Origin of the sequence: Afipia birgiae 34632 (genome assembly GCF_000308295.2) — a bacterium.
Taxonomy (GTDB): Bacteria; Pseudomonadota; Alphaproteobacteria; order Rhizobiales; family Xanthobacteraceae; genus Afipia; species Afipia birgiae.
In genome coordinates, this window is sequence record NZ_HG326652.1 from 2631914 (window position 1) to 2644837 (window position 12924).

Below are 12924 nucleotides of genomic sequence, written 5' to 3' on the forward strand. Positions count from 1 at the left end.
AGCGCGCCCATCCGAGATGAGCGCGCCTTTGAGGCTGTCCTCGACGTTCGTGTCAGGCCATCTGTTGCGACTTGGCGACCACGACCTTGCGCCACGGCTTCAGCACCATGATCGCAAGCAAGGAAGCGAGAATGTTCGCACCCGCTGCGACGATGAAAACCATGTCCCAGGTGCCCGAACTCTGCTGCATGTAGTTTGCGACAGGAACGAGCAAGGCTGCCGTTCCCTTTGCCGTATAGAGCAACCCGGCATTCGTGGTCGCGAACTTCGAGCCGAACGTGTCCGTGCAGGTCGAAGGGAAAAGTGAATAGATTTCACCCCAGGCGAAGAACACGAAGCCCGACAACAGCACGAACCAAACCGGATCGTGGCCCCACAGATAGAGCATATAGATACCGAAGCCCTCCATGCCGAACGCGATGAACATCGTATTCTCGCGGCCGATCATATCGGAAATCCAGCCGAAGAACGGGCGTGTCAAGCCGTTGAGCACGCGGTCAATGGTGGCGGCGAACGTGACCGCAGTCATTGTCACCGCCATCAGCGTGACCGGCACGTTGTCGACTTTCCAATCGACTGCGATCGGCTTCAGGTTGGCGGTGACCATCAGTCCACCGGCGCCGACGATGGCGAACATGAAGTACATCAGCCAGAAAATCGGCTGCCGTAGCACTTCCGTCGGCGCGTAGTCGCGGCGCGTCTGGATGATATTCGCATTCTGGGTGACCGCAGGCACCTGTCCGGGCTTTGGTGCGAACATCAAGAACGACAGGATCACAATGATGATGCCCTGCCCCAGACCGAAGTAAAGAAACGTCGTCTGGAAGCCGGAGCCCTGGATCATGGCCTGGATCGGCGCGACCGTGAGCGCGGAGCCTGCCCCGAAGCCCGCCGCGGTGATACCTGCAGCAAGACCGCGCTTGTCAGGAAACCACTTGAGCGCGTTGCCGACGCAGGTGCCATAAACGGCACCGGCGCCGATACCCGCGATGATCATGCCGAGATAGAAACCGTTGAGCGATGTGGCCTGCGCGTTGATCGCCCAGCCGATGCCGCAAAGAATGCCACCGACAAGAACGACAATGCGCGGACCGTACTTGTCGACGAACCAGCCCTCGACCGGGACCAGCCACGTTTCGAACAAGACGAACAACGTGAAGGCCCACTGGATCGATGCGCGATCCCATCCGAATTTTTTCTGAATGTCGGGGACGAAGAATGTCCAGCCATATTGATAGTTCGCGATCATCACCATGGCGCCGACGCCGATCGCTAACTGAAGCCAGCGATAGGTATCGCTGACGCGTGTATCCGCCGGGACCGCCGTATGAACTGTGTCCGTCATCGTTCCTCCGAAGGCGCCCTGTTCTGTTTGAAGTCCGACAGGCGCTACCGGCGCGGAGACTGGTATATGATATGCCAGCACGCAAGAGGTATTCTGAGGTTCCGGAGACTTTTTAGCTATGCACCTCTGGCATGAGTTTGGGAAGAAAAAAGGCTCCAGCAACCGCCGGAGCCTTTGGATAGGATAGTATTCTTATGAAAAACCGTGCGCTGCTCAGGCAACTTAAGCCAGCAGCACGCAGATCTCCCTTAGCTTACATTGCCGCTTTCGGTGCGCGCGACGACAGCCACGCCCATCCGTTCGAGATCATCGGCCAGAACAGTGCAATCAATCCCAGCATCATGATCGTTCCGACCAGACCGTTGGAGAAGAACACGCCAAGGTTGCCCTGCGATCCCAGCAGCGATTGACGGAACGCCTCTTCCGCCTTGTCACCGAGCACAATGGCCAACACCAGTGGCGCCATCGGATAGTTGCACTTCTTCATCACGTATCCGACCACGCCAAACACCATCATCATAACGACATCGAAGGTGTTGTTGTGCACGGTGTATGCACCGATGGCGCACAGCACGAGAATGACCGGCGCAATGATGCTGAACGGGATACGCAGGATCGCCGCGAACAGCGGCACGCAAGTCAGAACGATGATCAGGCCGACGAAGTTTCCGAGATACATGCTGGCAATCAGGCCCCAGACGAATTCCTTCTGTTCGACGAACAGCAGCGGTCCTGGCTGCAGTCCCCAGATCAGCAAGCCACCGAGCAGCACCGCAGCCGTCGGCGAACCCGGAACCCCGAGTGACAGCATGGGCAGCAACGCGGCGGTACCGGCCGCATGCGCGGCTGTTTCGGGCGCAACCACGCCCTCAATCTCACCCTTGCCGAAGTTCTTGCCGCTCTTCGACATGCGCTTGGCGATGCCATAGCTCATGAAAGATGCAGGCGTTGCGCCGGCCGGCGAAATCCCCATCCACACGCCGATGAAACACGAGCGCAGTGATGTCGCCCAGTAGCGCGGAAGCTCCTTCCAAGTTTCCCACACCACCCTTGCATTGATCTTGGCGGCCTTACCCCGGAAGTTCAACCCCTCCTCCATGGTGAGAAGGATCTCGCCGATTCCAAACAGCCCGATCACTGCGATCAGGAAGTCGAAACCACTCAGCAAGTGGGTGAATCCGAACGTCAAGCGGAGCTGCCCCGTGACGCTGTCCAAGCCGACGGACGCCAGAGCAAAGCCGATCATCATCGCGACAATTGTTTTGAACGGCGGCTCCTTTCCCATGCCGATGAAACTACAGAACGCTATGAAGAACACCGCGAACTTTTCCGCCGGGCCGAACTGAAGTGCAAACTTCGCAACCAGCGGCGCGACCAGCGTGATCATGATCACAGCGAACAATGCGCCAACGAATGACGACGTGAATGCCGCGGTGAGCGCCTCGCCGGCCTTGCCCTTCTGAGCCATGGGATGGCCGTCGAATGTCGTGGCCACGGACCAAGGCTCGCCGGGGATATTGAACAGCACCGACGTGATGGCGCCGCCGAACAGCGCTCCCCAGTAGATACAAGACAGCATGATGATGGCCGACGTCGGCGTCATGCTAAATGTGAGTGGCAGCAGGATCGCCACACCGTTAGCACCGCCGAGACCGGGAAGCACGCCGATGATAACGCCGAGCAAGATCCCGATGATCATGACCATAATGTTGAACGGCTGCAGAACCGTCGCGAAGCCGTGAAACAGATTTACGATTTCTTCCATGTCGAAGTCCTCTACCGCAGCTTTGAATTTTCAGAGACCGAGCAAGTCTTCCAACGGTCCTTTTGGCAACGGAATGAGGAACCATTTTTCGAAGAACAAGTAGATCGCGAACGGAGTGCCGAGCGCTATGGCAGCCGTGATGGTCCACGGGTATTTACCGAGCCATTTCATGAACAGCGCAATCAGGATGATCGAAGCGACATAGATGCCGAGATACGGAATGCTCAGAGTGTAGATCGTGGTCGGAACAACGACGCACATCACCTGACCAAGCTGACCCCACTCCGCGAAAAGCTGCCCGTCATCGGACTCCATGAAGACCTGAATGCAGGTCACGAGGCTCGCCAGCACAATGATGACGCCGATGTAGAAGGGAAAGAATCCGGCTTTCGGACCTTCAGGACCCCACCCGGATCCAGCCTTCACGCTGCCTATGATCGTGATCACGCCAAACAGGATGCAGAATACCGCGACCCCTAATTCAGTCCATCGATGCGACGGACCGCGCTGCCCAACTCCAGAAGAATGCTCGCTCATGTTTTTTTCCCGCGCTAAAGCCCTGCCGGCGGCGATAATCCGCCGGCAGTATTGACCTTTGATGCTACTGCGGCGCCGCTAGAAAGCCGGCGTCCTTCATTAAGGCCTGGTGCCGCTTCTGCTCGTTGTCGACCCACTCCGAATATTCGGGACCGATCATCATGGTCTGATTGAAGGCGCCATCCTTCATCAGGCTCTGCCACTCGGGCGTTTCGCGAACCTTCTTGAACACATCGACGTAATAGTCGACCTGCTCTTTGGTCGCTTTCGGCGATGTAAAGAACCCGCGCAGCATCACGTACTCGACATCCAGCCCCTGCGACTTGCAGGTCGGAATGTCACCCCATGCCTTTCCATCCGCGACCGCATCCTTGTACGGCAGCGGCTTGGCGTCGAACACACAGAGCGGGCGCACAGCTCCACCGCGCCATTGCGCGACAGCTTCAATCGGATTGTTGACGGTGGAATCGACATGCTTGCCGACGAGTTGAACTGCCACTTCACCGCCGCCACGATATGGAATATAGGTGAACTTGGTGTTGGAGGCCTTCTCGATCGCAACCGTGATGATCTGGTCTTCCTGCTTCGATCCTGTGCCGCCCATCTTGAACTCACCGGGCTTAGCCTTCACAGCCTCGATGTAATCCTTCACAGACTTGTAGGGACTGTCCGCATTCACCCACAGGATGAATTCGTCGAGCGCCATCATGGCGACCGGCGTCAGATCCTTGTGGCTGAATGGGATGCCGGTTCCCAATGGCGTCGTGAAGAGATTGGAGAGAGTGATGACCAGCTTGTGCGGATTGCCCGCCGAGCCTTTCACATCCAGGAAGCCTTCGCCGCCGGCGCCGCCAGCCTTGTTCACCACCACCAACGGCTGCTTCATCAGGTTGTGCTTGGTGATAATGCCCTGAATGGTGCGAGCCATCTGGTCCGCGCCGCCGCCGGTGCCTGCGGGTACAACGATCTCCACTGGCCGTGTCGGCTCCCATGCCGCCGAAGCGGGACTGGATGCGAAACCCGCTCCCAGCGAAACTCCAACACCCAGTGCAAGACATAACGTTCGATTAGACGACCACATCATCGCGTTTCTCCCACCCGTTGTTTCATGCCGCTCAACGGCGGCTTGGTCCCGAAATCTGCTTTGCGCAGCTCCGGATTTTCTTATCGTTATTGCGTCCCGTGCAAGCCCCTCATTGAAACCGAGTTGCGGTACACATGGCGCAAGATGCCCGCATGCGCAGCACGCAGCGGTCATCGCAATCATTGTGAGGAAGTTCACGCTGATAGCTAGACCGACATCCGTCGGCCCTGTGATCAGCAGCGGCTGCAATCGTCAGGACGATGTTGGCCAGTTTCCCCTCCCAAGGCGCGTTGTTCTGTTTTGTTATCGACAAACACTGCCTGAGCCATATCCTTGTATGCATTATACCAGACTACAAGAGAAATTCTGAGGCATCCCCGTTGGGCGGTGCGATATCGTTTGGACTTGGAATAAGAAAAAGGCCCCGAAAATCGGGGCCTTTGACAAGCAGCTGAAGTCTTTCGGCTATCCATCCCAACTTAGGATGGAGGCGCTCTCCTCAGAGGCCGAACCGCGGCAGATCACCATTGCGGACAGAAATCTGCGCACTCTTCATCAGAAAATCGTCAACGAAAGCAAGCAGCTGACGGAAGATTCCAGGGGAGGAAACAGTGTCGATGAGGGCAGTCTTTGACATTTTTGGGCGACCTTTCGAAGCGATTAATCAGCGCCCATCATGAGCCAGGCGCTTCGCTCCCCTTATCTAGGCATACCAGATACCAGCCTCAATGCGCGATTTTGCATCGCGGCATTTTCTTCGCCGCATCGCAACAGCGAGCGACATGGTGACAAAATGCCGCAACCCCTCTCGTAGCTTACCTGTTTGACGCGATGCCAACCGCAAGAAAAGGCCGGCGGAAGAACCGCCGGCCCCAGCAATAAATAGAAGAATCGCTCGTTGTTATTCGGCTGCTTCAACCTTCCGGGGCGGAGCAAGCGCACCCGAATTGTGCGTTTCGGCAACCTGGTTGTCGTTGAAGCCGAGCACCTGTTTCAGGATTTCGTCAGTGTGCTCACCGAGCAGCGGGGAGCGCGTCACCACGGTCGGACTGTCCGAGAGCTTGATCGGATTACCGACCGAGATGTACTTACCGCGCGTCGGATGATCGACCTCAACAAGAGTGCCGGTAGCGTAGAGAGACTTGTCCTCGGAAATTTCCTTCATCGACAGGATCGGACCGCACGGAATGTCATCCTTGTTGAGGATATCCATCGCCTCGAACTTGGTCTTGGTCATGGTCCACTGTTCGATGCGCGCGAAAATCTCATTCAGGCGCGGCAAACGCGCTGCCGGCTTAGCGTAATCCGGATGCGTCTTCCAGCCAGGCTCGCCGATCACGTCACAAATCTTCTCCCAGACGGGAGCCTGGGTGATAAAATAGAGATAAGCGTTCGGGTCGGTCTCCCAGCCCTTACACTTCAGGATGCGGCCCGGCTGGCCACCACCGGAATCGTTGCCGGCGCGCGGCACAGCATCACCAAACGGAATGCCTTCGCCAAACTGGCTGTATTCCTTGAGAGGACCGTGTGCGAGACGCTGCTGGTCGCGCATCTTGACGCGCGCCAGATTGAGCACGCCATCCTGCATCGCCGCCGTGACCTTCTGACCCTTGCCCGTGACCGTGCGCTGGTAGAGCGCGGTGACGATGCCGAGCGCCAGATGCAAACCGGTACCGCTGTCGCCGATCTGCGCACCGGTCACCAGGGGCAGGCCGTCGCGGAAACCAGTCGTCGATGCAGCACCGCCGGTGCACTGCGCGACGTTCTCATACACCTTGCAGTCTTCGTAAGGGCCAGGACCGAAACCCTTGATCGACGCCACGATCAATTTCGGATTGATCTTCTGGATAGTTTCCCACGGAAAGCCCATGCGATCCAGCACGCCGGGACCGAAGTTCTCGACCAGCACGTCGCACTTCTTCATCAGCTCGGTGAGGACTTCCTTGCCCTTCGGGTTCTTGGTGTCTAGCGTGATCGAACGCTTGTTGTGGTTGAGCATCGTGAAGTAGAGGCTGTCCGCATTCGGGACGTCCATGAGCTGGCCGCGGGTGATGTCACCGACGCCGGGACGCTCCACCTTGATCACATCGGCGCCGAACCATGCCAACAACTGCGTGCATGTCGGTCCCGACTGAACGTGGGTGAAATCAAGGATGCGAACGCCCTTCAGCGCCTGTGTCATTATCTGTTACTCCGTATCAACCGACGCCTTCTGACGCCGAGTTCGAGGACTGAAATTGGTTGAGCGGAACCCAACGGTGTGGCCTTATTTCTTCTTCAGAACGCTTTGCGGATTGAGATTGCCGATGCGGCCGCTTTCGCTGCCCGCAGCGGGGTCGATCACCGCATTGATAAGCGTGGGCTTAGCTGAATCCATCGCCGCGTTGACAGCCCGCTTCAACTCATCGGGAGTCGTCGCATTGACGCCAACACCACCGAAAGCTTCCATCATCTTGTCGTAACGAGCGCCCTTTACGAAAACGGTCGGAGCCACGTCCGAGCCGCCCGACGGATTGACGTCTGTACCGCGATAGATGCCGTCGTTGTTGAAGATCACCACGCAGACCGGCAGTTTGTAGCGGCAGATCGTTTCCACTTCCATGCCAGAGAACCCGAATGCGCTGTCGCCTTCGATCGCGAGTACCGGCTTGCCGGTCTCAATGGCCGCAGCAATCGAATAACCCATGCCGATGCCCATGATGCCCCAGGTGCCGACGTCGATGCGCTTGCGCGGCTGATACATGTCGATGATGCCGCGCGCGAGATCGAGCGTGTTGGCGCCTTCATTGACAAGGATGGCGTCCGGACGCTCCTTGATGATGGTGCGCAGAACACCGAGCGCGCCGTGGTAATCCATCGGCGAATTGTTGTTCATCAGACGCGGCGCCATCTTGGCAACGTTGTCATCGCGCTTGGCCTGAACGGATTTGGTCCAATCCGCCGGCGGGGCAGTCCAGTTGCCGCCCATGCCTTGCAGAAGAGCGGTGACGCACGAACCGATGTCGCCGACCACAGGCGCCACGATCTCGACGTTCGAGTCCATTTCCTTCGGCTCGATGTCGATCTGGATGAACTTCTTCGGAGCGTCGCCCCATGACTTGCCCTTGCCGTGCGACAGCAGCCAGTTCAGCCGCGCGCCGATCAGCATGACGACATCCGAATCCTTCAACACCGTCGACCGCGCCGCACCGGCGCACTGCGGATGTGTATCCGGCAGCAGGCCCTTGGCCATGCTCATCGGCAGGAACGGAATGCCGCTTTTCTCAATCAGCGCGCGAATCGCGTCATCGGCCTGCGCGTACGATGCGCCCTTGCCGAGAATGATGAGCGGCTTCTTCGCCGACTTCAGCACGTCGAGCGCGCGCTTGACCGAATCCGGAGCCGGAATCTGTGCCGGGGCCGCGTCGATGACCTTCACCAGCGATTTTTTGCCGGCGTCCGCGTTCATCACCTGCCCGAACAACTTGGCCGGGAGATCGAGATAGACACCGCCCGGACGACCGGAGACCGCAGCGCGGATCGCGCGAGCAACACCGATACCAATATCCTGCGCATGCAGCACGCGGAACGCGGCCTTGCACAGCGGCTTCGCGATCGCGAGCTGGTCCATTTCCTCGTAGTCACCCTGCTGCAAGTCGACAATCTCGCGCTCCGATGAACCAGAGATCAGGATCATGGGAAAGCAATTGGTCGTGGCATGAGCGAGCGCCGTCAGGCCGTTGAGAAAGCCGGGCGCCGAAACAGTGAGACAAACACCAGGCTTCTTCGTCAGAAAGCCCGCGATCGAAGCGGCATAGCCGGCATTTTGTTCGTGACGAAACGACAGAACGCGAATGCCTTCGGCCTGCGCCATGCGGCCGAAATCCGTGATCGGAATACCCGGAACGCCATAAATCGTATTGAGACCATTCAGCTTGAGAGCGTCAATAATCAGATGAAAGCCATCCGTCAGCTCTTGCTCTGCATCGTTTGCAGCCGTCGTCTCTACCTTACTCGCCGTCGTCAGCATCGGTGGCCTCCCTAGTCTCTTCTTTTGATCGTTCGTCTACGTGAAGATTTCCTGTCCATGGGTTTCGACATAAGTCGCAAGCCCAAGCGTATGGTCGCGCGCGCGCTTTTCAGCGAGTTCGGTATCGCGCTCTTCGAGTGCTTCGATAATCGCGAGATGTTCAGGCAGCGACACCGCCGTACGATCGGTCCGGCCGATCGTGAGCTGACGGTAACCGCGCACGTGCAGAAGGATGTCGTTGGTCATATCCACCAGAACCGGGGACTCGCTCAGCGAAATCAGCGCCTGATGGAACGCGATGTTCGCCTTCGAGTACTCATTGATGTGATCCTGCGGCAGACGATCCTTGTTGAAGTCCTTGAAGAAGTTGCGCAGCGCCGAGATGTCCTTCTTGCGCGCGGTCGTGGTGATGAGACGTGCGGCCATGCTTTCGAGCGCGGCCCATGCACGAATCATGTCGACGATTTCAGCCTTCGTCTTGCGCACAACCACGATGCCACGGCGTGGAACCGTTTTGACGAAACCGTCCTGCTCCAGCATCGCGATCGCTTCGCGGATCGGTGTCCGGCTGACGCCGAGATGTTCCGAAAGCGCACGCTCATCGAGCATGACAGGGTCCGGGCTGGCGTAGATATCCATTTTGAGGATAGCTTCCTTAAGCGCGTCGTAAGCCTTGTTCTTAAAACTGGCTTCCGGCGCGATGCGCACGATCGCGATATCCTGCTCGTTCAGTGGAACCTTTGAGTTTTTCTGAGTAACCATGAATCATCTCCCTCTCTGGTTTGAGGGCTGTATACCACGGGAGCGTTGTTTATGTTCTTGGCATACCAGATGCCAACGTGTCAAGCAGCCGCCCTGCGCCACGAAAGCCCACCGAACGGGCTTGACAAACATGGTTCTTGGTATGCCAAATGCCAAATGTAGGCATTTTGCTCGCGCGCCTCTTGAAACGCGCTGGCCAACGTTAAAACGTGGTGCTCAAGCGCTCGGGGACGACCGTCCGACAACCCGTGCGCAATCCGATCTCAAGAAGTGGACGTGACAGGAGGAAGTAATGGCTCATTCGCAGGACGCAGCGCGAAAGATCGACGTTGGACAGCAGGCAAAGGCCGAAGTTCGGAAGATTCTCGACGCCGTCAAAGCAGACAAACGCACCAGCCTGACCGCACCGGAAGGCAAACTGGTTTGTGATGCTTACGGAATTCCGGTTCCGAAGGAAGGCGTTGCCAAGTCCGCCGCCGATGCCGCCAAGATCGCGACCGGCATGGGCTTTCCCGTAGTCATGAAGATCGTCTCCCCCGACATCCTCCACAAGACCGAGGCCGGCGGCGTGATCGTCGGCGTGAAAACCGCAGCTGACGCTGAAAAGGCCTATGAGACCATTCTCGCAAACGCGAAGAAGTACAAGGCCGACGCCAAGATCGAAGGCATCCAGGTTCAGCAGATGCTGCTGGGCGGCACGGAAGTCATCGTCGGAAGCATCACCGACGGCTCGTTCGGCAAGCTGGTAGCGTTCGGCCTCGGTGGCGTTCTCGTCGAAGTGCTGAAAGACGTCACCTTCCGCCTTGCCCCCGCGACCAACGCCGATGCGCTGTCCATGCTGGACGGTATCCAGGCCCACGAAATGCTGAACGGGGTACGCGGTGGCGATCCGGTGAATCGTGAGGCGCTCGCGGACATCATTGTCAATGTTTCGCAGCTTGTCAGCGATTTCCCTGAAATCGTCGAACTCGATCTCAACCCGGTGTTCGCGACCAAGAAGGACGCAATCGCTGCCGACGTTCGCATCGTCGTCGACTTCGATTACAAGCCGCGCCCCGCGCCTCGTTCGAACGAAGAAATCGTCACCGCGATGAACCGCATCATGATGCCGAAGGCGGTCGCCGTCATCGGCGCTTCGGCTGAGGCCGGCAAGATCGGTAACTCGGTGATGAAAAACCTCATCAACGGCGGCTACAAGGGTCAGATCTATCCGATCCATCCCAAGGCCGACGAAATCATGGGCATCAAGGCCTACAAGAGTGTCAAGGACGTCCCGGGCACGATCGACACCGCTGTGTTCGCGATTCCCGCGAAACTCGTTGCTGCAGCGCTCACCGAGTGCGGCGAGAAGAAAATCCCCGGCGCAGTCCTGATTCCGTCGGGCTTTGCCGAGGCAAACGAACCTGCGTTGCAGGAAGAAATCGTCGAGATCGGCAAGAAGTACAATGTGCGTCTGATGGGGCCGAACATCTATGGCTTCTACTATACGCCATCCAATCTCTGCGCGACCTTCTGTACGGCCTACGACGTCAAGGGCTCTGCGGCGCTGTCGTCACAGTCAGGCGGCATCGGCATGGCCATCATCGGCTTCTCCCGCTCCGCCAAGATGGGTGTGTCCGCCATTGTCGGCCTCGGCAACAAGTCGGATATCGATGAGGACGATCTGCTCGCCTTCTTCGAGCAGGACCCGAACACGACGATCATCGCGCAGCACTGCGAAGATCTGAAGGACGGCCGCGCCTTCGCGGAAGCCGCCAAGCGCGTCTCCAAGAAGAAGCCGGTTGTGGTCCTCAAGGCAGGCCGTACTTCGGCCGGCGCCAAGGCAGCCTCGTCCCATACCGGCGCGCTGGCTGGCAACGACAAGATCTATGAGGACGTGCTGAAACAGTCGGGTGTTATTCGCGCCCGTTCGCTGCGGCAGCTTCTGGAGTTCGCACGCGGCATTCCCGTGTTGCCGACTCCGAAGGGCGAGAACGTTCTCATCATTACCGGTGCGGGTGGCTCAGGCGTGCTGCTGTCCGACGCCGTAGTCGACAACGGTCTCTCGCTGATGGCGATGCCGCCGGATCTTGATACTGCCTTCCGCAAGTTCATCCCGCCGTTCGGTGCAGCGGGCAATCCTGTGGACATCACTGGCGGCGAACCGCCGATCACCTACGTCAATACCGTGAAGCTCGGCCTGTCGGATGATCGCATCCACTCCCTGATCCTCGGCTACTGGCACACCATCGTCACTCCGCCGATGGTCTTTGCCAGGAACATGGTCGAGGTGAAGAAAGAGATGGAAGCGAAGGGCATCAGCAAGCCGATGGTGGCTTCACTTGCCGGCGACGTCGAGGTCGAGGAAGCCGCCGAGTATCTCTACCAGAACGGTATCCCGGCCTATGCGTACTCCACTGAACTCCCTGTCGAAGTGCTTGGCGCGAAATACAAGTGGGCACGCGGCGCGGGCCTGCTGTAATCTAGACCGGGGGTGCCGCCCCAATGGGGCGGCACCCCTTTCTCTTTTCAGCACGAGCTTCACTTCTATCGACGGCCGTAGGTAGTAATGAAGAAAAGTGTGATCCGGCGAAGGCTAATCGAGCCGCGAAGCGGCGTTGAGGCGGAAACCGAAGGCAAGGACGGCGGCGTTCAGTCCGTCAACCGCGCTCTGACGCTGATCGAAACTCTTGCCGAGGACGATGAAGGCTACCGGCTCACCGATCTTGCCGTGCGTACCGGCCTGTCCACCTCTACGGTCCATCGCCTGCTGACAACCCTTGAGAAGCGCCGTTTCGTGCAGTTCGACCGAAGCGAGGCTAAGTGGCACATCGGCGCCCGCAGCTTCGCCGTTGGATCGACGTTCGCGCGGCGCCGGAACTTCGTCGCCCATGCGATGCCCTATCTGCGCAAGCTGCGCGATCTAACACGTGAAACCGCGAACCTTGCGGTTGTTGATGACGAAACCATCATTGTTCTGACCCGCATGGAGAGCCGCGAGATCATGCGCTCGCTCACAAAGGTGGGCGGCCGCGTGGCCATGGTGGCATCCGGCGTCGGCAAGGCAGTGCTGGCGACATATTCCGATGAAGACGTGAATGCGATCATTCACCGTCAGGGTATGCCGCGATTGACGGAGAAATCGATCGTCCGTCCGGGCGAACTGTTCAAGGCGCTGCAGATCGTCCGGCAGCGCGGCTTCGCCGTCGATGACGAGGAAGCCCGTATGGGGCTTCGGTGCATCGCTGCGGTGGTTTACAACGATTGCAGCGAGCCGCTAGCCGCGATTTCGGTCTCCGGGATGACATCCCGCATCACCGAGGAGCGCGTACCGATCATCGGCAATATCGTACGCGACGTTGCAGCCGAGCTGACCATCGCACTCGGAGGCGTGATGCCGGTTGTTCAAGGCAAGAGCTGAGCGCAGCGCAATTTTGCTTACA

9 protein-coding genes are annotated in these 12924 nt (G+C 58.4%); 2 read left to right on the forward strand and 7 right to left on the reverse strand.

Annotated features, from left to right (window positions below):
* Positions 1-52: 52 nt before the first annotated feature.
* The 7 genes from oxlT to BN32_RS12430 form a co-directional block, all read right to left on the reverse strand.
* Positions 53-1345, reverse strand: coding sequence for an oxalate/formate MFS antiporter (gene oxlT / locus BN32_RS12400; RefSeq protein ID WP_019198525.1), 1293 nt, complete (start codon positions 1343-1345; stop codon positions 53-55).
* Positions 1346-1598: 253 nt separating this feature from the next.
* Entirely contained in the window at positions 1599-3110 is a 1512-nt protein-coding gene (locus BN32_RS12405; protein WP_019198526.1) for a tripartite tricarboxylate transporter permease, read from the reverse strand.
* Positions 3111-3140: 30 nt separating this feature from the next.
* A complete protein-coding gene (locus tag BN32_RS12410; RefSeq protein WP_040425673.1) occupies positions 3141-3647 on the reverse strand; it encodes a tripartite tricarboxylate transporter TctB family protein in 507 nt (168 codons plus the stop codon).
* A 64-nt stretch (positions 3648-3711) separates the two neighbouring features.
* A complete protein-coding gene (locus BN32_RS12415) occupies positions 3712-4731 on the reverse strand; it encodes a Bug family tripartite tricarboxylate transporter substrate binding protein (RefSeq protein WP_040425674.1) in 1020 nt (339 codons plus the stop codon).
* A 901-nt stretch (positions 4732-5632) separates the two neighbouring features.
* Positions 5633-6913, reverse strand: a complete 1281-nt coding sequence (gene frc, locus BN32_RS12420) for a formyl-CoA transferase (protein ID WP_019198530.1) — start codon at positions 6911-6913, stop codon at positions 5633-5635.
* 84 nt (positions 6914-6997) lie between these two features.
* Complete coding sequence (oxc, locus tag BN32_RS12425; protein WP_019198531.1) at positions 6998-8740, reverse strand: oxalyl-CoA decarboxylase; 1743 nt, start codon at positions 8738-8740, stop codon at positions 6998-7000.
* A gap of 36 nt (positions 8741-8776) precedes the next feature.
* Positions 8777-9502: a GntR family transcriptional regulator gene (locus BN32_RS12430; RefSeq protein WP_019198532.1), complete on the reverse strand. Its 726-nt coding sequence runs from the start codon at positions 9500-9502 to the stop codon at positions 8777-8779.
* Between the two features lie 292 nt (positions 9503-9794).
* Here BN32_RS12430 and BN32_RS12435 point away from each other — a divergent pair, with 292 nt between their 5' ends.
* Together BN32_RS12435 and BN32_RS12440 are read left to right on the forward strand one after the other, a co-directional pair.
* On the forward strand, positions 9795-11963 hold the full coding sequence (locus BN32_RS12435) for an acetate--CoA ligase family protein (protein ID WP_019198533.1): 2169 nt from the start codon (positions 9795-9797) through the stop codon (positions 11961-11963).
* 87 nt (positions 11964-12050) lie between these two features.
* The gene (locus BN32_RS12440) at positions 12051-12902 is read left to right on the forward strand and encodes an IclR family transcriptional regulator (RefSeq protein ID WP_019198534.1); all 852 of its coding nucleotides are present in this window, start codon (positions 12051-12053) and stop codon (positions 12900-12902) included.
* Positions 12903-12924: the final 22 nt, after the last annotated feature.